This window comes from Pseudoalteromonas sp. SR44-8 (genome assembly GCF_014163635.1).
In the GTDB taxonomy this organism is placed as follows: domain Bacteria; phylum Pseudomonadota; class Gammaproteobacteria; order Enterobacterales; family Alteromonadaceae; genus Pseudoalteromonas; species Pseudoalteromonas rhizosphaerae.
On the sequence record NZ_JACJDS010000007.1, the window covers coordinates 38641 to 64510 of the forward strand.

Consider the following 25870-nt stretch of genomic DNA (forward strand, 5'->3'; position numbering starts at 1 on the left):
AGCTACTACAGGTTGGTACTTAATTGAGAATTTTGGTTTATATTGCATGCGCGAAGTAGCAAAATTAGTTGTAACCTAAAACAAACTTTTTTTCGCTACCAAAACTTGCCGGTTGCTGGTGACCAAACTCTTTATTAATGCAATTAAGAGTATGTTCTTGCTCTGCAAGCACAGACAAAATTTTATTGCGGTATTCAATACTTGATTCAAACAGTTGCAAATCAACTAAAGGTTGTAGCGTGGCTAATTTTTGATTTAAGGTCAGTTGTGACATCATTCGTTCCTCGTGCTTTATTTAAGCTTACAGTACTTATATAGCATTACCTGTAAGAAAATGTTAATGATTTGTTCATAAAAAACATATTGAACTTTAACTTCTCCGTAAATGCCATTATGGCGTGCTAAACTTACTTAACCCTGAATAGCTATTTGTTTTATTAATTTTGGAAAAAGTATGACGTTAGAGTCAATCTCTCATTATTTATCGTATGTAATTTTTAGCTATAACAATATCGAAATTACTGTAGCTAAAGTTATTCAAGTGCCTTTGATACTCTTTGCCATGTGGTTTGTGGTTACATGGATTGGTCGATTAATACGAAAAACTCTTCTCGCACGTAAAATGAACCCTGATGCGGTGCATTTATTTACCCGTATTTATTTAGTGTTAAGTATCGCAATTTTAATATTTACCTCCCTTGAAGTGTTAAATATTCCGTTAACAGCATTTGCCTTTGTTTCTGGCGCTATAGCTATTGGTGTAGGATTCGGGGCACAAAATATCATTAATAACTTTATTAGTGGCTGGATTTTAATGTGGGAGCGGCCAATTCGTATTGGAGATTTCTTAGAAGTGGGCAACGCCAAAGGGGTGGTTGAAACGATAAATACCCGCTCAACGCGTATTCGTCGCAACGATGGTGTACACATGCTTATACCAAACAGTCAACTACTCGAAAACACAGTGACGAATTGGACCTTGATTGACCGCAATGCTCGTTCGTCTGTCAGTGTTGGTGTGGCATATGGATCAGATGTATTGTTAGTTGAAAAACTGATCAAACAAGTGTTGAGCGAACATCCTGCAATACTCCCGACGCCGGCATCTTCAGTGTTATTTGATGATTTTGCAGAAAGCTCTTTAGTGTTCAATGCTATTTTTTGGGTTTGTGCTGAATCAGAAACCATGTTGCGCCAAGTTCGCAGTGATATTCGTTTTAGCGTATATAAAATATTTGCTGAGCATAATGTCGTTATTTCTTTCCCACAACGCGATATACATATTGATGGTGAAATTGCATTAAGGCGGGGACGAGCAAAGAAATAAATCCAGCGGCACCGGTATCGTCTTGCAGAAGTAATTTGCTGCAACGAGTAGCAAATTACTTCGTTTTTATTGATGAGTTATTGCTGTTGTGCCATCTTTCTTAGCTTTAATGAAAATAATACAATTAAAGCACCAAATAGTACGGCGTAAGTGGCGACTAACCAAAGTAAAGTATGGATCCCTGCGCTAGGATTAAAGATTAAATATAAACCAAATAATACTGATATTGCCCCAGTAATAATTAATATCCACTCATTAGATATCTCCGCTCTTAATTTAAGCGCAATTAAAATTTCAACAGCGCCAATCGCTATGGCCCACGCAGCGACATAATAAAGTAATAGTATCGCGGTAACGTTTGGTGCAAATAGGGTAACTAGTCCTGCGATGATTGATAACACCCCACCGGCCAATAACCAGCGCCAATAGGGATTGTGTTGCTTAGAGTTCCAAGCAACCCATGTTCTTAGCATGCCATCAAATAAAAAATAGCCCGCAAAAAATAACAACATAATACTCAGAGATGCATTGGGTGCTAACCAAGTAATAACGCCAAAAATAATTGCAATGAGGCCGCGTACTAACAGTACTGACCAGTTTTTTGAAAGTGTGGTGGTTAGATCCATTCTATTCCTTAATGACAGCGCTAAAATTATATTTAACAGCATAAATACTGCATATACGTTAGCTTGTGTAGGTACTTAGGTCAAACTCCACGTTATGTGTATAGCGTTGGGGCATTTTGACCTTTGGGAGCTAAAATTCATTCCATTTTAGGGGCGAGTAGATCATGACGCTAGATTTGTAACCTACGTGGGCTAAGTGAAAATAGAGCAAAGTTTGTGCATCTTCCCATGTTTCTAATCTACATCTATGCGGGCAACAAAAAATTAAACGTCCTAGGCAAAACCGTTCGAGCTGATAGACCCTGATTTTACCTAATGAGCGCTTTTATTCATTCAAAATAAAGTTTTTGAGACTTTTCCACGTCGTTTTGTAATACGTTTCTTAAATAGCTTAATGATGTGTTTGGCTAAGGTTAAAAATGAGAGAAACCGACGTCTCTTGATGCTATTAGCTTTAAATTTGATATGCCACTTTCTTTTTGTTTTACGTCCTAATCACATGCAGCGTTATTGCTTACTTATGGGAAATAACCACACTATATAGCTTTGTCTTACCTAAAAACCAAATATATTGCTGTAATAGTAACCTAGAAAGATAAATACGCCCTAGAGCGAAGTTTCTAGTGAAGTATACTGTTTTTAACTTTTAAATAAGTGTTAACGCTTTTATAGTTAATAACAGGTAAGGTGCTAAATTAAAACAGCTCAAGGAATTGATTTATGGATAAGTACTTCATAACATTATTAAAACTAATTGGCTTGTCCATATTATTTTCTTTGAGTTTCAGTTTATTCGCACAGCCAGAGATAACGGTAAAATCTCTGTTTGATAATGAGAACAAAGAAGATAGTCAAAGTAACCCTAATTCAGAGGTCGAACAGTCATTACAAGCAACGGTAATTACTTCCGCGGAAACCGGCAAAGAAATTGATATTGATTCTTTGCCCTATGATGAATTCCACCGTATTACTCCTAGTACTACAATGCGGGCTTATTTACGTGCTGTAAACCAACGCGATTATGCCCTAGCAACAAATTATTTAGATTATCGAAATTTACCACCTGAAGTTAAAGCAATTGCACCAGAGTTACTGGCTGAGCAACTGTCACTGGTTTTTGATCGCACGCTATGGATTGATATCGATACATTAAGTAACAAACCTGAAGGAAAGAAAAATGAACCAGTACCTAGTTATCGAGATTTAGTTGCTGAGATAACGACGTCGCGAGGGCCTGTACAAATATTATTACAACGTGTTCCTGATGAAAAAGGAAATAATAAAGTTTGGAAAATATCGAATGCAACAGTTAGTAATATCCCATTTTTAATTGATGAATTTGGTTATAACGTGCTTGGCGAGTGGCTTTATAATAATTTACCCAAAACACAGTTGTTGGGAGTAATGGTATGGCAGTGGGTTTATTTTATCGGGTCGTTTTTTGCGTTCTTTTTGCTTGCGATATTAATTACACGAATTTTTGCAGCGATCTTACATCGTTTTATAGTGCAAACACCTGACGATGTACTCGCGCTTATTAAAGGGCCTATCTGCTTATTGTTGGCTGTACTTTTATCGCGTTCACTTTATGATATTTCCAATGTTACTATTACAGTCGTTGCGCTTGCTCAAGGCGCAACAGTATTATTAGTTGCATGGACTTGGGTGTTTTTACGTTGCGTTGATATTATTAAACATCGCCTATCAGATCGCTTTATTGAGCAAAAAAAACCACAAGCTGTATTTTTGTTGCGTCCAGCAAGTAATGTGCTAAAAACTCTGGTCGTGATTGTGGCCGTATTATTGTGGTTTGAAAATTTAGGTTTTAATGCCACCACCTTACTTGCAGGCTTAGGTATTGGTGGATTAGCCATTGCATTGGCAGCGCAAAAAACGGTAGAAAATATAATAGGGGCAATTACTTTATATATCTCTTCGCCAGTGAAAATAGGTAACTTATGTAAATTTGGTTCAAGTATGGGAACCATCGAAGAAATAGGCTTACGTGCTACCCGAATACGTACTTTAGATCGATCTGTTATATACGTCGCAAATGCAAAATTTGTTGATATGCAGTTAGAGAACATTTCAGAGCGAGAAAGAATTTCCTATCGCCCTAACTTAATGCTCAGTGCCAAAACTAAACAACATGATCTATTAGCTTTTATGGCCGCATGTAAAAACTTACTTGATAAGCACGAAAAGATTGATGACACGCCATGTCGAGTTCGTTTTAAAGGCTTTACGCCATGGGCATTACAAATTGATTTATTGAGTTATGTAGTAACAACTGATTTTTCCGAGTATATGGAAATAATCGAAGAGTTAAATTTAGCTATTCTAGGCTTACTCAATGAGCATAATTGTCAATTAGCGAATCCTGAATTTGCTCGAGTTAGCGGGTGAAATTGTTAGTTTGTGTAGTTGGTTTATAAAGACATATCTATAGATGATTACATACAGCCAATACAGTTTCACCATTGAAATTAACAGGACAAATGTCCGTATCAAATAAATATATTTGCATAATTTTTCTAAAATTATTCTATCATGTCGCCATATGTTGTAAAAAGTTTATATTTTTGTACATATTAATGCAGTAAAAGTGTCACACAGTGCTATAATCTTCAGCGTTCGTTCAGCCTCTTTACTTCGTTTTGCACTCTCGACAAAGAGGTCCGCGCAGCTTAACTTAAGGCGCGAAAAATTGGCCGAACCCGCCGAGTGAATTTGGCGCAACACATCAACCGTTGAATAAGAGTGCACTAAAAAGGTTAAACCCCGACATGAAAGCAATGAAAAGATCTACGTTAGCAACCCTAATCAATGCAACGTTGTTCTCTGCCGTAGCAGGTACTTCATTTACAACTCTTGCTGCTGATGAACAAGCTCCAACTGCGCAAAGCAAGCAATTAGAAGTTATTCAAATCACTGCGCGCAAGCGTGTAGAAAATGCACAGGAAGTACCTGTCGCAGTATCTGCATTGCAAGGCGATAATTTAGATGCTTACAGCTCTGCTGGCATGGATATTCGCTTTATGAATGCGAAAATCCCAAGCTTATCGATTGAGTCTTCATTTGGCCGTTCTTTCCCACGCTTTTATGTTCGTGGCTTAGGTAATACTGATTTTGATTTAAATGCCTCGCAACCAGTATCATTGGTAGTTGATGAAGTAGTACAAGAAAATGCTATTTTAAAGGGCTTCCCTGTATTTGATGTGGCACGTGTTGAAGTATTACGTGGCCCACAAGGCACCTTGTTTGGTCGTAATACGCCGGCAGGTTTAGTTAAATTTGATACAGTTAAACCAAGCCAAGATTTTGATGGCTATGGCTCTGTATCTTACGGCAGCCGAGGTGCAGTAGACTTTGAAGGTGCAGTTGGTGGTGCATTAACAGACCGTTTATCAACACGTGTATCAGTACTTTGGCAGGATAAAGACGATTATATTGATAATCGTGCGCCAGGCTTTGAACAAAAAGATGCTCTGGGTGGCTACACTGACCAAGCCGCACGTATCCAATTCTTGTATGAAGGCAATGATTTTACCGGTTTATTTAACTACCATGTGCGTGATATGGACGGTTCACCAATTGCTTTTCGTGCCAATGTTATTAAAAAAGGCAGTAATGATTTAGTTGATGGCTATGATCATGATGTAGTTTTTCATGATGCAGCTTCTCGTGCGACACAGCAGGTTGAATCTCAAGGTGCCAATCTAAAACTTGAGTGGGATTTGGCTAACCATACTATTACCTCTATCTCAGCATGGGAAAGCGCAGAAATTTATTCTCGCGCAGACATCGATGGTGGTTACGGTGGTTATTCAATTAATGACGTAGCTGTTGCAATGGGACCTGGGTTTATTCCATTTTCTTCAGAAAGTGCTGATGGTATTCCTGAGCACGACCAGTATACGCAAGAACTTCGTTTATCAAGTAACTTCACTGGTGACTTAAATTATCAAGTAGGTGTATTTTACTTTGATGAAGCGTTAACCATTGAGAACTACAGCTATGATACTGCTGCTAATGGAGCACTAAATGGTTATGTTATTCAACAGCAAGACACTAAAGCGTGGGCAGTCTTTGGTTCGGTTGACTACACACTAACAGATGACTTTAAAGTGACTGCTGGCCTTCGTTATTCTGATGATGATAAAGAATTCTCTGCAAATCGTACATTAAGTCCTGCTGGCGGTGGTGCACTGTTTTTAACTGAAAACCCTAGTGATGATCACATGAGCTGGGATATTTCATCAAGCTATAAAATTAACGACGATGTTAACTGGTATGCACGTATTGCGAATAGCTTCCGAGCGCCAAGCATTCAGGGCCGTATTTTATTTGGCGATGAAGTAACGATTGCTAAGTCAGAGACTGTTACATCATACGAAACAGGTATCAAATCAGATGTGTTAGATGGCCGCGGCCGTGTAAATGCGACTGTTTTTTACTATCAAATGGATGACCAGCAGTTAACGGCTGTAGGTGGTGGCGCTAATTTTAACCGTTTAGTAAATGCTGATAAAACGACCGGTTATGGTTTTGAGCTAGACACTGAGTGGGTATTAACTGATGAGTTGAATGCCACATTTAACTTAAGCTACAACAAAACTGAGCTTAAAGATAATGACCTTGCTGTTGCTGTATGTGCGCAGTGCACCGTGAAAGATCCTACATTCCAAGTTCCTGGCGCATTTGGCCCTGAAGATCGCGCTATTTTGGATGGCAATAGCCTTCCGCATGCGCCGGAATGGATCTCTAATTTAACGCTTCGTTATACTAAAGAAGTAGCTGGTGGTGACTTCTTCGCCTATACCGATATTTCATACCGCAGCGAAATTGACTTCTTCTTGTATGAGTCAGTTGAATTCGAAGGTAAATCACTATTAGAAACTGGCCTACGTGCTGGTTATAACTGGGCTGAAGGTGATTATGAGTATGAAGTATCTGCGTTTGTACGTAACTTATTTGACGAGCAACAAGTAATCGGTGCAATCGACTTCAATAATAACACTGGTATGGTAAATGAAGAACGCTATATCGGTGCAGAATTTAAAGTGAAGTTTTACTAAACTCCATTTTAGTTAAGTAGATTTAAGCCCGCATTATTTGCGGGCTTTTTTTTTTACGCTAGTGAAAAGCCTTATTAGAGCTGCTAAAGTAGCGACAATTAAATTTAACAAGAGAAGAACAATGGCTGGATTTTGGAACTACCGAGTGATTTTTTGTGAAGCAACTAAAGATGAAGCGGCGCAATATCAAATACATGAGGTTGAATATAACCTAAATGGTAAAGTAACGAATTGGTCAGAAACGGGCGCAGCGCCTTTTGGCAACACCTTAGATGCGTTACGAGATGACGCAGAGCGTTTAAAAACAGCATTTGAAAAACCTGTACTAAAAGTTGTTAGAAAAGAACGTGGCTACGAGTTGGTAGATGTTGAAACGGGTGAAGAAGCATTTGCAGAGCCTCCAGCAGGTTTAACAGCATAAGTATTAAACCAAAAAGGTGCTATGAGCGCCTTTTTTGTTGCTGAAAAATAAAGGAATGAGGATGACATTAAAAGCAGTATTATTTGATATGGATGGCACTTTAGTTGATTCAGAAAGTGTCCACTTTAACTGTTGGAATGATGTTTTAGCACCGTTTGGCGTGCGCTATGAAGAAGATGATTTTTGCCAACGTTTTTCAGGTCGACCGACCTTAGATGCGGCAATTGAAGTGGTTGAGCAATATAACTTATCGGTTTCACCGCAGTGGTTAGCGCAGGCTAAATATGATGCATTCGAGCAATTTGTTACCACTAATTTACCTCCTTTAATGCCTTTTGCCGAAGAGGTATTAGAGGCAGTGAAGCAAAGCGATCTTAAAATGGCATTAGTGACGGGTAGTTCACGCCATGAGGCGTTACCTATCTTAAAAGGCTATGGCTTTTATGAATGGTTTGACTGCGTAGTGACTAAAGACGACGTGCAAAATCCAAAACCTGCGGGAGACCCTTATTTACTTGCACTGACAACATTAGGGATTTCAGCAGAGCAAGCAATTGCTGTTGAAGATACACACACCGGCGTTACAGCAGCAACTAATGCAAACGTACCTGTGGTTGCAATACCGAATAAACATACTCTAGGCCACGATTTAAGTTTAGCTGTTTCTCGCATGGATAATTTACAGCAGCTATGGCAATGGGTACAAACTAAGCTATAGTTTAGTCTGCTTGGTGATAAACAAGGAGACCGATATGCTTAAAGGACTAACAGTATTATGGTTGCTGATCAGTACTTTTACTTGCTCAGCAACTGATACACAGATCACCGCAGATGCCCAACTGGCCAAGGTTTACCAACAAGACCAAGCGCTTGCCATTGAAAACTATCTCGTTAGTGAGAAGTTTGATGGGGTCCGTGCGATTTGGACAGGAACACAGTTGATAACCCGTAATGGCAATGCCATTCATGCGCCAGGCTGGTTTATTGCTGATTTACCTAATTTGAGGTTCGACGGTGAGTTGTGGACCAAGCGCGGTGATTTTGCAGACCTCAGTGGTATTGTGCGCACTTTACAGCCGTTGGATAGTGACTGGCAAAAAGTCACCTATCAGATATTTGACATGCCAGATCAACATAATCCCTTTGCAGTACGCTATGAAAATTATCTACGTTTAGTAAAAACATTAAATAAGCCTCACATCCAAGCAGTACAGCAGTATCAATTTACTACAGAGCAGGCATTATCTGCGTACTTTGATAAAGTAACTCAGCAAGGTGGTGAAGGTGTAATGCTGCATTTAGCCTCGGCAATGCATAAAAGTGGCCGTTCTGATGCGCTGTTAAAGTTAAAACCTTATTTTGATAGTGAAGCGGTCGTCATTGCTCATCTTCCAGGAAAAGGCAAATTTACTGGCATGCTAGGGGCGTTAAAAGTAGTTACACCACAAGGAAAAGAGTTTTCAATTGGTACTGGCTTTAGTAACGCACAGCGCCAAAATCCACCCGCAATAGGAGCGACGGTGACATACCGATACCATGGTTTTACTAAAAACGGTTTACCACGGTTTGCCAGTTTTTTACGTCAACGCGATCCTGATTAACATTTAAAAAAAGCCGTAAGTATGCTAAATTGCGCGGCCTTTTGATGTTAGTTGTGGTGAAGTAATGGTAGTTGGTTTTGATTATGGTAGTTCTAATTGCGCAATGGGTGTAATGAATGCTCAAAATACTGTTGAGCTGGTGCCCCTAGAGCAAGGTAAGTTTTACCTCCCTTCAACCTTATACACACATCACAGTGCTTTAGTTGTCGATTTTGTTGCTCAGCATCTAACAGGTACAAGTTATGAAACTGATTTTAAAACCCAGCGCCAAGCCCTGCTCAATAGTATGGTGCGGATCAAGTCTGACTTAGATCTAGCCCCCGGTGATGAAAGTCTTTTTATTGGCCGTGAAGCAATTAACGAATATGTGCAATTTCCTGAAGAAGGCTATTTTGTTAAATCCCCTAAATCGTTTTTTGGGGCAATAGGCTTAAAGCAAGGGCAAATCAACTTCTTTGAAGATATTGCCACCGCAATGATTTTAAAAATCAAACAGCGTGCTGAAACATCACTACAAAAAGAGTTAACACAAACGGTTATTGGCCGCCCGGTAAATTTCCAAGCCGTGGGTGGAGAGCAATCAAACCAACAAGCAATTGGTATTTTAGAGCGTGCAGCAAAACGAGCTGGCTTTAAAGATGTGGCTTTTTTATATGAACCACTCGCAGCAGGAATTGATTATGAAAGTGACTTAAATCACGATCAAAAAGTATTGGTTATTGATATTGGTGGTGGTACCAGTGACTGCTCATTTGTGCAAATGGGACCTAGCTTTCGTGATAGTAGTGACCGTGATCATGACTTTTTAGCGCATACAGGTAAACGTGTTGGCGGTAATGATTTAGACATTGCTTTAAGCTATCACGCATTAATGCCATTGCTTGGTTTAGGCAGTCAGTTTAAATCAGGTTTACCACTGCCTAATCAAGCATTTTGGCAAGCATGTAAAATTAACGATGTGAACTTACAAAGCCAGTTTTATAGTCAAAGCCATCATCGAGAATTACTTACGCAGTTACGTGAAGTACAAGCACCTGAGTTATTTCAACGACTGATCGATTTGCAGCAAAATAAGCAAGGTCATCAGCTGGTACAGCAAGGAGAGGCGGCAAAAATTGCGCTTTCGTCAGTGACTGAGTATGACTGTGAATTAGGTTTTTTAGCGCCGCAATTACATAAAGTGCTATCACGGGCTGATTTAGCTGTGGCGGTTGATGATTCGATTATGCAAATAGTAAGTTTAGCAAAACAAGCGATTAAAGATGCAGGGACCGTTCCTGATGTGATTTACCTTACAGGTGGCAGCGCGCAATCGCCACTAATAAAAGCCGCATTAGTTGAGCACTTAGGTGATATTAAAATGGTAAACGGCGATCACTTTGGTAGTGTAACCGCCGGACTCACTAAATGGGCAAGTATGCTTTATCGTTAAAGGGTGCTTATAGAATGACTTGTCGGGTTGCGAGGTATTTCTCGTAATCTGGCAATGACCGTTCAAGCTCGTTATGCATCAAAGGCGAGCTTAAAATCATATCTGCGCTGACTTCATTACACGCCACTGGAATATTCCATACCGCAGCTAAGCGTAATAATGCTTTAACATCCGGATCATGAGGTTGAGATGCAAGGGGGTCCCAAAAGAAAATCAACACATGAATTTCATGCTCCGCAATTTTAGCGCCTAACTGCTGATCGCCCCCCATAGGGCCACTAAGTAGTTTGATAACTTCAAGTCCAGTATTTCGCTCAATTAAATGACCTGTGGTGCCTGTGCCATACAATGTGTGCTTACTGAGGTTATCGCGATGTTTATTACACCAGGCTAGCAAGGCTGCTTTTTTACCATCGTGTGCAACTAAAGCAATATTTTTTTGCGCTGGAAGGGTTTGCTGTTTTTGTTCCATGTTGACTCTTTTTTTTTTAGATGAGTAGATTAACCGCAAGAACTACAAATACTACACCTGTTATACGATCAATCCAAATTTGGCTTTGCGGGTGCTCTCGAAAGTAGCCTGCAATTTTATCGCCAAAGTAAATATACGTGCAGTCAATCGGAAACGCAAAAAGTGGATACAGTAAGCCAAAGAAAGCTAATTGAAATGTAGTTGATGATGACAGGGTTGGATCAACAAACTGCGGAATAAACGCAATAAAAAATAACGCTACTTTAGGGTTGAGCACTTCAGTCATCATAGCCTGAAACATAACATTAGTTTTTTTCTTGGTGCTTACATGGGGTTTATCTTCGCTACTGCACTCTGACTGGATAAATGTGCTTTTAACCATCATTACACCTAAATAACATAAGTAGGCAGCACCAGCGTATTGTACGCTGGTATAAGCCACTTCTGAGGCTTTAAGGATGGCCGTAAGACCGACAACGGCAAATAAAGTATGCGCCACTCCGCCTAAAGCAAAACCAAATGCGCTTTGTAAGCCTGCTGCGCGGCCATTGGCAAAAGTTTGCGCCATTAAAAAAGCATTGGAAGGACCTGGTGCAACAGCGATTAAAAAACTCGCGGCTAAAAATGACAGTAAAAATTCAAAATTGATCATTGTTTTTATGTGTTTTTAGGGTGATAAGCATGTGCTTTATTACTGAGCAGTATAACCCACAGTGGCAGCAATAATAATAAGTGAAAAGCAATAAACTCGGGCGCATTGAAAGGGAGCACTTGGGTGAGCATAACCAATGCTCCAGCGCCGCTCATTTGCATTAAACCGATTAACGCAGATGCAGTACCTGCTTGTTTAGCAAAATGTGACAATGCCATTCCAGCCGCTGAGCCTAAGCTAAGTGCAAAGCCTAGCGCAGCAATCAACACTGGTAGCATAAAAGCAAAGGCACTTTTAAACTGGCCGAGAATTAAAATCAGTACACCAGAGAAAATTAATAAACTCATACCTATGCGTAACGCTTTTTGACTATGGCGTTTGATATACAATGGTGCAATAAAGCTAGCTACAATGCTAACAATGGCATTGAGAGTAAACCAAAAAGTAAAATCGCTGACCGATCCACCTAACTCGGTCATGATCCATCCCGGTGCTAATGTTACAAAAGCTAAAATAGCCGACATTGCCACCATACAAATTAGGCTATTAAAAAGAAAAATAGGCGTGCTAATGATTGGTATAAAACGACGTAAATCGAGTATGTGGCCCTCATAGTGGCTATCCGCAGGGCGTGTTTCTTTAAAATATATGGCAGTGATCATTAGTCCAACACAAGCAAACCCCGCCAAAAATAAAAAGTTTATCCGCCAGCCAAATTGCACAGTCAGCCAAGCGCCTAAAATAGGCGCTAACGCGGGAATAAAACACACAATACCATTTAGGTAAGTGATCATTTGGCCGCTTTTAGCACTGCCGTAGGTATCACGAACAATCGCAAATGCAACCACAAAAGTGGCACAAGCCCCAAAACCTTGTAGTGCACGCGCAAGCATCAGAATGCTAAAATTAGGCGCTAAAAAAGCCAACATCCCAGCAAATCCATACAGTGTGATGCCAAATAGTGCGACTGGACGGCGGCCAAACTTGTCGGCTAAAGGACCTGCTATAAGCTGACCTAAGCCAACCGTCAGCATAAAAATAGCGACGGTAAGTTGCACTTGCTGCTCATCAATAGCCAATGCTTGCGCTATATCAGGAAATGCGGGTAAGTAAATATCAATCGCTAATGGGCAGAATATAACCAGAAGAGCGAGAATTAAAATAACACTAAGATGATTGCGGCGATCGGTTGTTGGCATGAGTGCTCCTTTTGCCGCGTATTTTAGGTCTGCAAAGATAAAAAAGAAAGGGCATATGACCCATCTATAAGAATATAGCGAGTAAGATTATAAGTATAAATGCACTTTTGCTAACTGGTCTGATGTGCTAATTTTGCAATAGCGACATTCAATGGAAAATAATAATGAGTAATAAATCTGCAGTTTTAACAGCATGGCATAGTTTTAAGCGTCTACCATTTGGCAATTGGTTATTTACTAAAGTCGTGTGTTTTAAAGCCCCTTATTTTGGCTCAATGAAACCCACTGTTTTAGATTTACGTGACGGACATTGCAGCGCAATGGTTAAAAACCGACGGAGTGTGCACAATCATATTGGGACTATCCATGCTATTGCGCAATGTAATTTAGCTGAGTTATGTGCCGGTGTGATGGTTGATGCTACCGTGCCGTATAAAACTCATCGCTGGATCCCTAAAGGAATGACGGTGCAGTACTTAGCGAAGGTTGATACTGATGTCACAGCTGTGGCAGAAATTGCAATGCCAAGACAATGGCTAGATAAAGAGGATTTAGTGGTGCCAGTGAAGCTTTACAATACTCGCAGTGAATTGGTCTTCACTGCTGATATTACGATGTACGTTACTAAGAAAAAGTAAAAGAAAAATAAAGCGATTATTTTTTCTCTGCGGCTTGTTTGTTGAAAAACGACAAGTCATTATCACCTTCACTGAGCGCAGATGTAAGCTCTGGCTTTGATTCTGCGTTATTGGTAATTAATTCAACCGTTTCAGCTTCATGGCGTTGTTTTAAGTTACCTTCAATAATTGCACCAGCATCAATACTTAAAGTATCTTGATAAACATCCCCGTGCACTTGCGCTGAACGTTCAATAACTACTTTGCTGGCGTTGAGTGAGCCGATTACTTTACCTTTTACAATCACGCTTTCAGCGACCACTGAGCCTTCAACACAACCGGTATTACCAATAACTAAATGGTTAACACGAACATCACCATCTATGCGACCATCAAGCTGTACTTCACCTTGACTCACTAGGCTGCCCGTTAAGCGAACATCTTCAGAAATTATCGAAGGAGTGTGGCTAGTTCTTTTTAGTTGAGAATTTGCAGAACTACTTACTGTTGATTTTTTTTTACCGAACACGAGAAAGCGCCTTTGTTATTTTGACTGGATTGACATGTTTGTCGTTAAGTAATACTTCATAGTGTAGGTGAGTGCCAGTACTTCTGCCAGTGCTGCCCATTAATCCGATAACATCATTTTTGGTTACCGTTTGGCCTTTTTTAACGTTGATTTTATTTAAGTGACCAAACCGAGTTACAAAGCCGTTTTTATGTTGCAGTTCGATAAAATTACCATAACCACCGTTGCGTCCTGCGCGTAATACAGTGCCATCAGCGGGGGCGAATATTTCGGTTTTATGCCAACCTGCTAAATCAACACCTTTATGATAAGCATGACGGTTATTCACTGGATCTTTACGCAGGCCAAAACTACTCGAAATATAGTAATTTGCTGCAGGCAGAGTTTGCGGTAACTCACTGAGTAAATTTTCAAGCTTATTCAACGCCAATAGTTTATCTGCGATGACTAAAAATTCAGCTGGGATCTTTGATTCATCAAATAAATCCAGCGGACCACCTTGCGCGGTTTCTGTCATATCACCATCTAGACGACGCGCCAAGGCGGTATCAAGTCCTGCACCTTTGAGCATCGCTAAAATATCGTGCTGGCGGCGTTCTATTTGTTGCTCTATTTGTAAAAAGCTGTGTTGGTATTGGCTATCGAGTAGTGCAAAACGTTGCTCGATATTAACAGATTCAGAGAGTGAAAGAGTGTGTGCGCTGTTAGGGTTTTCATCAACTAATGGTTCGTGGAACTCTTCTTGTTGTTCGCCGAGTTCACCTTCTGGCGGCGCTGCTGGCAGTGTGGGATTACTCATCGACTCAGGTAAAGAATCGATCATGCTCTGCAATAAAGCATGCTTTTGCTCTAGCACCGCAAGCTGGGCTAACTGTTTATCGTATTGTGCTTGTTGTTCTTTACTTTGTTGCTGCCACTGTTGTTGTTTTGATAATTGGCTTTGTTCGATATCGGAAATCTTGTTGGTTTGAGAGTATATTCGCAGGGTCGAAACAGCCAACCATACTAAAGCAATTAAAATAATCGCTACAGCTGATATTTGTAACCAAGGTGCTAATATCACATGTTTAACCTCACCATTTTGGCGGATCAACAGCTGTCTAGCTGGGAATAATTTGTGATAAAAAGACTTAATAAATGCTGACATGGCTTATAAACACTGGCTATTAACCGAATTAAGATAGCAATCTGAGCTGAAAAAGCCAGTAAAAAATTGTAATTAATCTTAAAAAAGGAGGCGTTGGTCGCCTCCTTATAATAAATACATTTAATAAATGTTTACAACTTAGTTACTTAGCAGGAAGAACCGTTCCTTCTACGCAGCCAAAACCGATACGAGCAAAACCGGCTTTTTCACACCAACCACGCATAATAACGTTGTCGCCATCTTCTAAAAAGCTGCGTTGTTCACCGTTATTAAGGGTGATTTTTTCTTTACCACCACGAGACAGTTCAAGTAATGAACCGGCTTCTTCATGAGTCGGACCTGATTGCGTACCTGAGCCCAGCATATCACCTGGCATAAAGTTACAACCATTTACTGTGTGATGAGTCACCATTTGTGCCACTGTCCAGTATGAATGTTTGAAACTTGATTTAGATACTAATGAAGGTGCAGCACCTTGTTCACGCATTTTAGCGGTCTCAATTTGCACGTCCATTTTTATATCAAAGGCGCCAAGCTCACGGTTTTGGCTTGATTCTAAATAATCTAATGGTTGTGGGTCATTTTCATCACGAGTCCATGATGTTCTATAAGGTGCTAATGCTTCGGTGGTTACAATCCACGGTGATACAGTTGAAGCAAAGTTTTTCGCAAGGAATGGACCTAATGGTTGGTATTCCCATGCCTGTAAGTCACGTGCTGACCAGTCATTGAATACACAAAAACCAAATACATGGTTTTCAGCGTTTTCGATAGCAATGGCATCACCTAATTCATTACCTTTACCTAAATAAATGCCTAGCTCTAACTCATAATCTAAACGTTTACACGGACCAAGCGATGGTACTTCAGCGTCTGGCGCCTTAGTTTGACCATTTGGGCGATGAAAGGTTTGACCTGACACATCAATTGATGAAGAACGGCCATGGTAACCAATGGGTACCCATTTATAGTTAGGCAGTAACGGGTTGTCAGGACGGAATAAGCTACCGACTGCTGTTGCATGATAGATAGATGTGTAAAAGTCAGTGTAATCGCCAATACGACATGGCAATGCAAACTCAATGTCTGCTTGGGCAATTAATGCGTCGCTTAACTTAGCTTGTTCAGCGGCGCCTTCGCGTAATGCTTTAGATAATGCTAAACGTAGCGCTGACCAATATTGCTGACCAAGACCCATAAATTCATTTAATGTTGCTTGGCTTGCTGCTGCTATGGCTGTTTGTGCATCGCCTGAGAAAATAGCTAACTCGTTTACTTTGGCAAGGTCGATAACTTGGTCGCCAATGGCAACGGCACCACGAAAAGCTTCGTCAGAGTTCTTACGACGTACTTCTGCAAATGGTAGGTTTTGAATTGGGAAGTCACAATTTGCAACGTTCGCTGAGGCAACCCAGCTAGTTAAATTTATATCATGGGTTTCGTTAATTAAACTCATTACATTTCCTTTGGTTTAGTCAGTCGCGCTTTACAGTGGATATGGTGATGAATAGCGCGATTTAAACAGTGAAATTCAGATTGTCATTTATAATATTGATGAAACGACAAAAAGCAGCGAAGTACGCTGCTTTTTAAATTTACAATACGGTGCTTATAAAACGCCGCGGCGCTCTTGGTCGCGCTCGATTGATTCAAACAGTGCTTGGAAGTTACCTTCACCAAAACCGCCGTCATCAACACGTTGGATCATCTCGATAAAGATTGGGCCAAATAAGTTTTTCGAGAAAATTTGCAATAAGTAGCAATTTTCACTTTGGCTATCGACTAAGATCTGATGTTCACGGATCTTTTCTTTATCTTCTGCAACCCAAGGTACACGATCGAAAATTGTATCGTAGTATTCAGGGATAATATCAAGCGTGGCAATGGTTGATTTATCAAGCTTATCTAGTGAGCTTACTAGGTCATCTGTTAAGAATGCTAAATGCTGCACGCCTGGGCCATTGTATTCACCAAGGTATTCATCGATTTGGTTGTTATCGTTGCCTTTACCTTCATTGATTGGAATCGAGAAGGTGCCGCACGGTGATTTAAGAGCATAAGAGATCAAGGCTGTTTTTTGGCCTTTGATATCAAAGTAACGAACCTCAGTAAAACCAAAGACGTCTTTATAAAAGTTAGCCCATGTTTCCATAGTGCCTTTATAAACGTTATTAGTTAAATGGTCGATGCGAATAAAGCCTTTATCATCAACAATGTTTTGTTCGCTTAAGTCTTCAAAGTCTTGCTCATAGATTGAACCTTTGTCACCAAATTGCTCAATAAAATAAATTAAGCTGTCACCAATACCGTAAATTGCCGGGTATGGTAGGTCTTTATGAGTTGAATCAGTCGCGGGTTTTGCACCACGCGCTACTGCGGTGTCAAATGCCTGTTGAGCATTCTCTACACGCCAACCCATAGAACAAATTGCAGGACCATGACTTTTTGCAAACTCTGCAGAGAAACCATCACGTTCATTATTTAGTAAAAAGTGAATATCGTTTTGGTTGTAATAAACAATGTCTTTACCTTTAAATGTTTTGAGCTTTGAAAAACCAAAATCGGTAAATACTTTATCCATATAATCTGCATCAGGTGTAGCGTATTCAGTAAACTCGATACCTACCAAACCTAAAGGGTTAGTTACTTCACTCATTATAATTCTCCCGCAATAAACACTGCGTCTTGTTGTGTCTGATGCGCAGATAATTAACCATAATTGGCAGCAGGGGAAGAGCCGATAGCTATTTAGGCAAACGGCTCTTTGTAAATTAAATGGGACGATCATTTTAAAATGCATAAGCATTAATGCTTGGTTTTGAGATTTGTATTGAAAGGTCTTGTATTAAGCAACTTAAACTTTTGTTAACTTGTTGATAAATAAAATTAATTTATTCTTATTTAAGGGGGTAAATAATCAAATAAAGGAACTATTCCCCCCTTATTAAATATACGTGGTGTAATAAATTGTTTACGCTAGAGCCGTATTTGTTAAAAAACTAACTCTTCTGCGCTAAGCTAAGGTTACTAGTAATGGCTGGGGCATTTTGCTAGCAGTGCTACAGCGTTTCGTTGAACGTGCGTGGTGGCCTATCAGATGTGTTTAATGAAGCTGTTGAAAAGTAATTTATAATCTTTTGTTACGCGCTTTGAAGTCAGCCTTATTAATATCGTAACTTAAATCGACGTTTGGTTGGCAGGAATTAATCATGGCGATATAAATAGAGCAACTAAAATCCCCACAAGCGGCATAGCTTGTGGGGAGATAATAAACACAACGTTACGGTTTTTCAGCAACTACTTCAAGCTCTTCAGCTAAAATGTGCTCTTGTGTTTGTGGCTCGTGTTGACCTTCAGCACCGTGCATCCATTTAACAAGCTTGTCGCTTAGTAAGTACATGATCACAGCAGAGAGAACAGCAGTCGCGCCTAAACCAATAAAAATGCCCAATGCGTTATCAAGCGCTTCTTCGCCTTCACCTAAGAATGAACCTACGAAACCAGCAATCTTATTCGCAACAGCAGTACATAGGAACCAAATTCCCATTAGCATTGATGCTAAACGCAGTGGTGCTAGTTTACTCACCATTGATAAGCCGATCGGCGATAAACATAATTCACCCAAGGTATGGAATAAGTAAAATAATACTAACCACATCATGCTGATCTGTAGTGGCTCACCTTGACCTTGGGTCATAAGTGCTAAAATCATAGTGATAAAGCCAAGCGCTAAGAATATCAACGCAATGGCAAATTTAACTGGAGAATTAGGCTCTCGTTTATCAAGTTTCAACCATACTATGGCAACCATAGGCGCAAAAATAATGATGAAGATTGAGTTTAATGATTGGAACCAAGACGCTGGAATTTCAAAGTTGAACAACATACGATCAGTGTAATCATTAGCGAATAAATTCATCAAGCCACCGGCTTGCTCAAAACCCATCCAAAATATGATACTAAATACACTCATAGTGAAAATAACTTTTATACGGTCAGTTTCCACTTTTGTGAGCGGCTCTTTGGTATTTGAAGTTGATTGTGATTGCGCTAATTTAGCGGCAGGAACAACACCAATATCACCTAAGTACTTATTACTAAGTACTACTTGCATCGCTACCGAAATTAGCATACCAATACCAGCAACAACGAAGCCATATTGCCAACCCATAGATGCAGCTGCGAAACCCGCAACAAGTGGCCCAAGCGCACCACCTAAGTTGATACCCATATAGAAGATTGTGAAGGCGCCATCACGACGTTGATCACCCTCTTTATACAAGTCGCCAACCATAGTTGAGATGTTAGGTTTAAATAAACCGTTACCCATACATAATAAAGCAAGACCGATATAAAATACGTTTTCCTGTTGGCCGGCTAACATATCGTGGGGGATACCCATAGTAAAATGGCCAGCAGCCATTAGTAGACCGCCGATGATAATAGCTTTTCGTTGACCAAGTACGTTATCAGCTAACCAACCACCAAATAATGGAGTGATATAAACCGCCATTGTGAACGTACCATAAAGGCTTAGTGCGTCTGCATTACTCCAACCAAAACCACCGTCTTGGACAATAGCAACAAGATAAAGTACTAAAATGGCACGCATGCCGTAATAACCAAATCGTTCCCACATTTCTGTGCCGAACAACAGAAATAATCCTTTAGGATGCCCTAAAAAATCACCTGCTTTAGGTAATGAACTCATATTTACTTCCTAACTCAACGTTAATTATTGCGGCCTTATATTTTTTGCTTTGGTCGTTCATGTGCTTTCAACACAAACAGAACGGGTGGCCATGAATATTATTTTTAATGCAGCTAAGGTAATGGTTTGCTCACTAAGATTGCTTAGTGGGTAAGAGTCACACCCTTATCCTAGCTACAATTGCGCCTAAGTATACATACACGGGCAGTGCAGGGGAAGTGCTTGCGATAGTTAGATTACTGATGGCTTTAAAGCGTCAGCGTAAGGCACTAAGGGGCTTTGCGGTAATAAGCGTAATGAAATGACACTTGCTCATTTTTTGTATAGCGGGTAAATAAGGTGGCATTGTGTAACAAATACTAAAGGCCGAGTAATAAATTACTCGGCCTTTAAATAAAGACTTATTAACAGTGTAAATTAGTTACAGTAGTTACTATCAACAAACGTTAAATCATTAACATGTGAAGGGCCATCCATAATGAATGTTGCCGCCGCAGTATTTTGATCTAATCGGTAAATTTTAGCGTTCTCGCCTTTTACACGTCCTGAAACATAAATTGTGCCATCTGCAGCAATTGCGATACCAGATGCTTGATCAACACCATGCTCACCAATTAAAGACAACTCCATTGAACCTTGGTCAATAGTATAAAGTGCTTTACCGGTAAGAACGTAAAGAACATTATTATCAGCTGAATAAGCAATATCACCATCAGCGAACGAATCACCAGGGAAAGTTAATTTACCAAGTACTGTTTTATCACCTGTAGCTAGGTCAAAATCGTACATGTATGTTTTGCTTGTGGTACGTAATGTTGTGCCATCAGCGTTCATTGCAGAGCGGTAAATCGGGTACGAAGTTGCAGATGTAACCAATGCCTGCTCATTCGTAGCAAGGTCAAGTGATAAAATTTGCGAGACTTTAGTCGAGCTATCTAATTGCTCCATGAAATATAAAACACCATTATGTGATGCAATATTTGATGCCGTGTTACTTAAACCCGTTACTTTAGAGTATGTGTTTGTGTCAGTATTGAAAAAGTAAACAAATCCTTCTTCATTCGTACCGAAGTTATTAATACCGTATAAGCCAGATGCACATTGGCTAGTTACTTTAACATCATCAATAAACGCACCTAATGAATCAGATTTACCTGCGCCGATAAATTTAAGTTCGGTTGCTGCTGAACTTGCTTTTACAGTGTACGTAAACTTTTGCCAGTCTTTGGTGGTTGAATTTAACGTATCGAGTAACTCACCATCCCAATATACTTCTGCTTTATTAGTATTTGCATCGCCACTTACACGTGCTGAATAATAAAAGCTTACTTCATAGTTATGATCAACATCAGTATTCAATGTTTGCGAAACGCTATAATTAGCTGTCGAATCTAACTCTAAATACTGGCTGCCATCTTGAGCTTTGATAAGGCCAAGCTTATTGGTTTGGATTTCAAACTTAGCATTGTTTGAACGTTGCCAACCTGAGACTTGATTTAATAATCCCCATGTTCCAGAAATTGTTGCAGTGTTTTCAAAAGAACCATTTGCTACTAGGTTCGTTGATGCTGCTGCAAAGCCTGAAGCGATCAATAAAGGTAATGTTGCAAGCTTAAACAATGAGTTTTTCATAGTACTTTTCCTACCAAGTAATTCATTTTGTTTTTGTTAACATTTTTATTAACAATTTATGGTACTATTTTGCTATAAATATTGGGTTCGGTCAAATGTTGAACATGAGCGTTTTCGCAATAATTCACTGCTTTATTTGTCTTTTTTAAATAATTCATTTGCAAACAGTGACTTGCTGAATGTAATTACTTTGAAAATATTTTACTTTTTTTATAACTAAAATTTTAGCTGAAAATTAAGTTAATACATTTGTTTAGGTCGGTATGCCTTAATTAGTAATTAAGGCTTTGTAGGTTTTTACGGTATGATTAACTTAGCTATTATCTTTATTTGAAAATGTTAACCAGCCGGGCTTTTGATTGCGATTTAGCTTTCCTAAGACCGTAATAGCTTTTTCAAGAGTAATACGCTGGGTTGCGATATCTTTATAAACTTGGTTGGCAATTTTTTTGCGTTTAACAGCAGCCCCAGCATCTAAAAATGATTCAGCCACTTGTATGGCAAATCTTTTTAATGGGCCTTGTTGCTGGCTGTCGGTTTTATTGTCTAGCTGTTGCTGATGTTTATTCAAACGTTCATTAATATGCACAAGCTCTGCTTGGCTGTATTCATTTTGCGCATGATGCATTTTTTTTATCTCTAATAACGCACTGCTTAAATAAGCATGCTCAAGCTGACTAAATGTACTGATCAGTGATAAGCGCGTTAAGGTTTTTTTAAACTGTTCAGCTGAGCAATTGTTATCTAAAAGCATACTTATGCTATCGTAAATCTTTTGCCATTGTTGCCAGCCATAAACATAGCCTAAGCCAGCTCCTTTAATGTTTTGCATACCAATGATGACTTGGTGACAGTGAGGCCTCGCAAGTGCAGTTAGCATGATCGTTAATTGATCGGGGGTGACCTTGGAGTTAGTAATTAATATGCATTTACTTTTGACTAATTCCAATAATATTGTTTGTAAATTATGTTGATTCTTTTTTAAATCACTCAACAAAGGCCGCATCTGTTGATAGCTTAAATAGTGATTAAAAACATCTTGCAAACTTATCCGCTGCTGTTCACTTAATGTTTGTGCCTGTCCATTGAGCCAATCAGTAAATTGCTCTGCATTATTCAAGGCGGTAAATTCTTTTGCCTGGTAGCTACCTTCAAGTGCTTTATTCATTATTTCGGCAACTGTATCTGCTTCTTTAATGCAGTGTAGCTGAGAGCACAACAATTCTAATTCCTGTAAATCATTATTACTAATTATTCGTTCAAAGCGCTCAGCAAAAGCGTGCAAGTAATAGCTATAAAAGCCATCAACATTGGTACCAATGACAACCATTTTATCAAACGGTAAATCTTCGACGAGCATCTGGGCAAACACTTTTGAACGTGCTACACGGTCATTTCGGTTGTTAATCAAGGCGATGGTTTGTTTACTTGGATCCTTGCTTAGGCCAAATAAATCTAAGCGTCGCCAGTTCTCTATGGTCGCTAAGCGTTCATTGGCTGACATACTATTAACGAATGACATGCTAAAATGTGTAAAAGGTACAGGGCTAAAGTGTTGTAAAACACCAATGTCAGGTACTATACGCTGTGCTGTTTCTTTAAATACAAAGTCTTTTTCCAGGCCAATGTAGGCTGCCATCTTACATACTAAAGCAATATTATCCGGGTGCTCTTCATATGGGTAAAGTGCTCTAATGTCGGGTGTGATTTGATAACCATCGCCCCAATGTGCCTGAATTAAGGTACTGCTTTTTTGTGTAGCGTCTTTATCTAAAATAGGGAACATGGTTTGTTCGCTAGTAAAAACCTGACTTTTGGGGGCGATAAAGTTTGCCATTTCTTTAGCCACATCAATACCTGTTGGTCCTAATATATCTTCATGATCAGGATAGGCATTGGTAATAGTTGAAAAGTTATCTTGCATCCACTGCCTGAGTATTTTGACGTAGCGAGGTGTTAAGCCCATGCACTCCCATAAAAAGACATCTGCTTTGACATTTTTAGCAAAATGTAAAACATCACTTTGCTCCCAAATACTGGCTTTATCAAATGGGCGGAATAAAGGCACTTCAAATTGTTCACCATTGGAGCGAGCATAAATAAGGGTTGCTTCGCAGCCCGTTGTTTTCGTTATTACTTTTAACGCAAGACTGCTGAACAGCGCGGCTTTTAAGCGTTCAGTGCCAGATTTACCTCGGGTGCCCCAACCACCAATACTGACTGGAATTGCTTGACGGTCGGTTTTTATACGTCGGCTTATGCGAATATGACGTCCCCAAAAATAAACCATAAAACCAACTACAAAAAAGATAAGCTGACCAATACTGTTTTGATAGATTGAGTAAAGATACTCTTTAAAATTCAGCCAAATATTTACCAGTAGTGGAGAAAAACTTAGCTTGTTATAAAGCTTACTAATATTTGGCTCTACATCAAACGTACAACCGAGTTGTTCACCATAGGCTTTAAATTCAAAACTAAAACCGTGCTTATTGAGTGCTTTCAGGTAATTGTTTTGCTCTATTTCGTTACCTTTACGTTGCGTATCTAAACTATCAATATTAATACTTAGCCAAATATAACTGCTAATTCGCTGAAATAATGACTTTGGCGGGGTAACTAATAAAATACCATCTGGCGTATAGGTTTTTGCTGGCTGTTTTAAATTGTCTTGGCTCAGTACCGAGAGTAAGAAATCAGGTAACGGTAAATGTGGCCGCGCTGAGTATTCATCAGTATCAAATAACGGTTCGCCAGGAACATTGGTAGTGCTTATCTCCGCTACAGAGCAACTAGGAACATGCATAAAGGCAGATGGTTTTCGGGCTTTGCTATGATTAAAGCTTTGGCGTTTGTCTGTGCTTGGGTTGCGCCATTCATGTATAAAACGCCACAACCTAAACGCATAACGATAACCACTGCGGATCTGCCATGTTAATTTATTTTTACTAACATTGTAGCCTTCGCTTTGCTGAGCTTTACGACTGAGTAAGCGACCAAGTAACTCTTCATCTAATTCTTTATCGAGCTGAGATAGGGTTGCAGAGTTTGGTAATACTTGCTCTAACTCAGCCATTAAATTTTGATGCTCAAATGCAACTAATTGCTCTCTGGTACGGCTGATAAAACGGCGAATAGCCAGCACCGGCTCGCTCTGCAATCGTTCATTTAAACAATTGATATAAGTTGTGAAAACGCTATTTGGTTGGTTTGTCTCTAATTGTTGATTGAGCATCATACGAGCTGTGAGCTCTAACGTTAAACGTTTAATGGCAAAGCTTTCATTACCACTTAATAGTTGCCACCAGAGTTTGAATGTAAAGTTGTCAGTATCTATACGCGCGCTACTTAGTTGTTTAACTAACGTAAAGCGCACGGCATCAACGGTTTCTATTTTTAATCGTTCGGTTAATAAATTTTGTAAAAAACTGATAGAAAAATTACCAGCTTGCTCTATGACACTTTGCCTTACTCGTGGATAACTGTGTTCGGCTAACTGCATTAACAGGTTTTCACATAAGTGGCTCAATGTGTTCTGGCTGGTTAAAATTTTTGGTAACGCAGCTAAAATAAATAACCGTTCTTCAGCATTAAGTTGGCACTGATCAGTTTGTTGGATCAGCTGCTGCATAAATGCACGAATGTAGGTTGGCCGTTGATGGATCAAAATTTCTAATATATCCAAACGGGCTAAATGCGGTGTATTCACCTCTTCTAATGCTAATACTAAGGTTTCAATTAAATTTGCACTTAGCTCTGGATCGCCATCATGGTTATGCATCAGTTGTACTTGATTCGCCAAGGCACGGTATAGCGCATTTCTTACATGTTCATTATCGGTCTTGGTTAATAATTGTAAAAAGAAGCTCTCTAAGTCCAGAGTTTGCCACGCTTTTGCTATATCGTTTGAAGATTTTTTTAAATAGCGATTACTTAAGTCGCCAAGCTTTCCAATTAAAAATTTAAGAGTTTGTTCAATATCAGCGACTATATCTTGGTAACGGTTGATCACAGCACCTTCGTCAAACCAACGATTAAAGGCAAGTTTATCTTGGCGTAATTGTTCAGACGTGGCGCCTAGTTGCTGAGCGTAATCTAAAATATGGAATTCACGTTCGGCGCTGATTTCTGCATGACTGAGTCTTTCAATAAAAAGCAGATAACCGGCATCCAACTTTTGTAAACTTTGCTGTTTATGTTCTACGCGATGACGTAAAAAAGCAATTGCTTGGCGCAATAGCCAAATATCCTGATCTTCGCCATCGGGCATATTTTGCAGCAATTCCCACTGCGCTAGTTCATCAACAAGTTGACGGTATTTTTGGCGATAAAGGTCCAGCCAAAAATTAGCAATATCAGCAAACAATAGATGTTCTAAGCGATCTTTTAATTCGCTAGAGGGAGTAACTTTCTTGGTGTTTGCCAT

20 protein-coding genes are annotated in these 25870 nt (G+C 39.6%); 8 read left to right on the forward strand and 12 right to left on the reverse strand.

Translation table 11 applies throughout. From position 1 onward, the window contains the following. Positions 1-64 precede the first annotated feature (64 nt). The gene (locus H5183_RS04815; protein ID WP_145237750.1) at positions 65-274 is read right to left on the reverse strand and encodes a hypothetical protein; all 210 of its coding nucleotides are present in this window, start codon (positions 272-274) and stop codon (positions 65-67) included. Between the two features lie 180 nt (positions 275-454). Here H5183_RS04815 and H5183_RS04820 point away from each other — a divergent pair, with 180 nt between their 5' ends. Further along, positions 455-1327 (forward strand): mechanosensitive ion channel family protein, encoded by an 873-nt coding sequence (locus H5183_RS04820; protein ID WP_182731076.1) that lies wholly within the window; start codon positions 455-457, stop codon positions 1325-1327. Between the two features lie 77 nt (positions 1328-1404). On the opposite strand, the gene H5183_RS04825 is transcribed toward H5183_RS04820, so the two are convergent. Next, positions 1405-1953 carry an HdeD family acid-resistance protein gene (locus tag H5183_RS04825; RefSeq protein ID WP_182731077.1) on the reverse strand — a complete coding sequence of 183 codons (549 nt, stop codon included), beginning with the start codon at positions 1951-1953 and terminating at the stop codon, positions 1405-1407. A gap of 720 nt (positions 1954-2673) precedes the next feature. On the opposite strand from H5183_RS04825, the gene H5183_RS04830 reads away from it, so the two are divergent. The 6 genes from H5183_RS04830 to yegD all read left to right on the forward strand — a co-directional run bounded on the left by H5183_RS04830 (position 2674) and on the right by yegD (position 10485). Then, on the forward strand, positions 2674-4359 hold the full coding sequence (locus tag H5183_RS04830) for a mechanosensitive ion channel family protein (protein WP_182731078.1): 1686 nt from the start codon (positions 2674-2676) through the stop codon (positions 4357-4359). Between the two features lie 380 nt (positions 4360-4739). Next, positions 4740-7031: a TonB-dependent receptor gene (locus tag H5183_RS04835; RefSeq protein ID WP_182731079.1), complete on the forward strand. Its 2292-nt coding sequence runs from the start codon at positions 4740-4742 to the stop codon at positions 7029-7031. Positions 7032-7152: 121 nt separating this feature from the next. Then, positions 7153-7452 carry a hypothetical protein gene (locus H5183_RS04840; RefSeq protein WP_145237374.1) on the forward strand — a complete coding sequence of 100 codons (300 nt, stop codon included), beginning with the start codon at positions 7153-7155 and terminating at the stop codon, positions 7450-7452. Between the two features lie 61 nt (positions 7453-7513). Then, positions 7514-8170 (forward strand): HAD family phosphatase, encoded by a 657-nt coding sequence (locus H5183_RS04845; RefSeq protein WP_149980836.1) that lies wholly within the window; start codon positions 7514-7516, stop codon positions 8168-8170. 34 nt (positions 8171-8204) lie between these two features. Further along, entirely contained in the window at positions 8205-9053 is an 849-nt protein-coding gene (locus tag H5183_RS04850; RefSeq protein WP_182731080.1) for a DNA ligase, read from the forward strand. Positions 9054-9117: 64 nt separating this feature from the next. After that, the gene (yegD, locus tag H5183_RS04855) at positions 9118-10485 is read left to right on the forward strand and encodes a molecular chaperone (protein ID WP_182731081.1); all 1368 of its coding nucleotides are present in this window, start codon (positions 9118-9120) and stop codon (positions 10483-10485) included. A 7-nt stretch (positions 10486-10492) separates the two neighbouring features. Here yegD and H5183_RS04860 read toward each other — a convergent pair whose 3' ends face one another. Genes H5183_RS04860 through H5183_RS04870 form a run of 3 tightly spaced genes read right to left on the reverse strand, consistent with a single transcriptional unit; the run spans position 10493 to position 12808 of the window. Beyond that, complete coding sequence (locus H5183_RS04860; protein ID WP_145237363.1) at positions 10493-10957, reverse strand: methylglyoxal synthase; 465 nt, start codon at positions 10955-10957, stop codon at positions 10493-10495. Positions 10958-10973: 16 nt separating this feature from the next. Continuing rightward, positions 10974-11609, reverse strand: coding sequence for a LysE family translocator (locus tag H5183_RS04865; RefSeq protein ID WP_182731082.1), 636 nt, complete (start codon positions 11607-11609; stop codon positions 10974-10976). A gap of 5 nt (positions 11610-11614) precedes the next feature. Further along, positions 11615-12808, reverse strand: a complete 1194-nt coding sequence (locus H5183_RS04870) for a multidrug effflux MFS transporter (protein WP_149980832.1) — start codon at positions 12806-12808, stop codon at positions 11615-11617. 164 nt (positions 12809-12972) lie between these two features. On the opposite strand from H5183_RS04870, the gene H5183_RS04875 reads away from it, so the two are divergent. Continuing rightward, positions 12973-13446 (forward strand): hotdog fold domain-containing protein, encoded by a 474-nt coding sequence (locus H5183_RS04875; protein WP_145237355.1) that lies wholly within the window; start codon positions 12973-12975, stop codon positions 13444-13446. A 16-nt stretch (positions 13447-13462) separates the two neighbouring features. Here the strand turns inward: H5183_RS04875 and H5183_RS04880 are convergent, their stop codons facing one another. From H5183_RS04880 to H5183_RS04910, 7 genes are all read right to left on the reverse strand, one after another. Next, positions 13463-13954 (reverse strand): polymer-forming cytoskeletal protein, encoded by a 492-nt coding sequence (locus tag H5183_RS04880; protein WP_145237352.1) that lies wholly within the window; start codon positions 13952-13954, stop codon positions 13463-13465. Further along, positions 13944-15101: a M23 family metallopeptidase gene (locus H5183_RS04885; protein WP_182731083.1), complete on the reverse strand. Its 1158-nt coding sequence runs from the start codon at positions 15099-15101 to the stop codon at positions 13944-13946. Before H5183_RS04885 ends, H5183_RS04880 begins: the two co-directional genes overlap by 11 nt. A gap of 142 nt (positions 15102-15243) precedes the next feature. Next, on the reverse strand, positions 15244-16557 hold the full coding sequence (gene fahA, locus H5183_RS04890) for a fumarylacetoacetase (protein WP_182717062.1): 1314 nt from the start codon (positions 16555-16557) through the stop codon (positions 15244-15246). 153 nt (positions 16558-16710) lie between these two features. Further along, positions 16711-17757: a 4-hydroxyphenylpyruvate dioxygenase gene (gene hppD / locus H5183_RS04895; RefSeq protein ID WP_145237345.1), complete on the reverse strand. Its 1047-nt coding sequence runs from the start codon at positions 17755-17757 to the stop codon at positions 16711-16713. Between the two features lie 624 nt (positions 17758-18381). After that, positions 18382-19812, reverse strand: coding sequence for a peptide MFS transporter (locus tag H5183_RS04900; protein WP_145237342.1), 1431 nt, complete (start codon positions 19810-19812; stop codon positions 18382-18384). Positions 19813-20229: 417 nt separating this feature from the next. After that, positions 20230-21444: a hemolysin-type calcium-binding protein gene (locus tag H5183_RS04905; RefSeq protein WP_182731084.1), complete on the reverse strand. Its 1215-nt coding sequence runs from the start codon at positions 21442-21444 to the stop codon at positions 20230-20232. A gap of 313 nt (positions 21445-21757) precedes the next feature. After that, positions 21758-25870 carry a poly-gamma-glutamate synthase PgsB gene (locus H5183_RS04910; protein ID WP_182731085.1) on the reverse strand — a complete coding sequence of 1371 codons (4113 nt, stop codon included), beginning with the start codon at positions 25868-25870 and terminating at the stop codon, positions 21758-21760.

Excerpts from the sequence above, each read along its gene's own strand:
- H5183_RS04815 (WP_145237750.1), bottom strand. The coding sequence starts at position 274 with ATGTCACAACTGACCTTAAATCAAAAATTAGCCACGCTACAACCTTTA.
- H5183_RS04820 (WP_182731076.1), top strand. The coding sequence starts at position 455 with ATGACGTTAGAGTCAATCTCTCATTATTTATCGTATGTAATTTTTAGC.
- H5183_RS04825 (WP_182731077.1), bottom strand. The coding sequence starts at position 1,953 with ATGGATCTAACCACCACACTTTCAAAAAACTGGTCAGTACTGTTAGTA.
- H5183_RS04830 (WP_182731078.1), top strand. The coding sequence starts at position 2,674 with ATGGATAAGTACTTCATAACATTATTAAAACTAATTGGCTTGTCCATA.
- H5183_RS04835 (WP_182731079.1), top strand. The coding sequence starts at position 4,740 with ATGAAAGCAATGAAAAGATCTACGTTAGCAACCCTAATCAATGCAACG.
- H5183_RS04840 (WP_145237374.1), top strand. The coding sequence starts at position 7,153 with ATGGCTGGATTTTGGAACTACCGAGTGATTTTTTGTGAAGCAACTAAA.
- H5183_RS04845 (WP_149980836.1), top strand. The coding sequence starts at position 7,514 with ATGACATTAAAAGCAGTATTATTTGATATGGATGGCACTTTAGTTGAT.
- H5183_RS04850 (WP_182731080.1), top strand. The coding sequence starts at position 8,205 with ATGCTTAAAGGACTAACAGTATTATGGTTGCTGATCAGTACTTTTACT.
- yegD (WP_182731081.1), top strand. The coding sequence starts at position 9,118 with ATGGTAGTTGGTTTTGATTATGGTAGTTCTAATTGCGCAATGGGTGTA.
- H5183_RS04860 (WP_145237363.1), bottom strand. The coding sequence starts at position 10,957 with ATGGAACAAAAACAGCAAACCCTTCCAGCGCAAAAAAATATTGCTTTA.
- H5183_RS04865 (WP_182731082.1), bottom strand. The coding sequence starts at position 11,609 with ATGATCAATTTTGAATTTTTACTGTCATTTTTAGCCGCGAGTTTTTTA.
- H5183_RS04870 (WP_149980832.1), bottom strand. The coding sequence starts at position 12,808 with ATGCCAACAACCGATCGCCGCAATCATCTTAGTGTTATTTTAATTCTC.
- H5183_RS04875 (WP_145237355.1), top strand. The coding sequence starts at position 12,973 with ATGAGTAATAAATCTGCAGTTTTAACAGCATGGCATAGTTTTAAGCGT.
- H5183_RS04885 (WP_182731083.1), bottom strand. The coding sequence starts at position 15,101 with ATGTCAGCATTTATTAAGTCTTTTTATCACAAATTATTCCCAGCTAGA.
- fahA (WP_182717062.1), bottom strand. The coding sequence starts at position 16,557 with ATGAGTTTAATTAACGAAACCCATGATATAAATTTAACTAGCTGGGTT.
- hppD (WP_145237345.1), bottom strand. The coding sequence starts at position 17,757 with ATGAGTGAAGTAACTAACCCTTTAGGTTTGGTAGGTATCGAGTTTACT.
- H5183_RS04900 (WP_145237342.1), bottom strand. The coding sequence starts at position 19,812 with ATGAGTTCATTACCTAAAGCAGGTGATTTTTTAGGGCATCCTAAAGGA.
- H5183_RS04905 (WP_182731084.1), bottom strand. The coding sequence starts at position 21,444 with ATGAAAAACTCATTGTTTAAGCTTGCAACATTACCTTTATTGATCGCT.
- H5183_RS04910 (WP_182731085.1), bottom strand. The coding sequence starts at position 25,870 with ATGGCAAACACCAAGAAAGTTACTCCCTCTAGCGAATTAAAAGATCGC.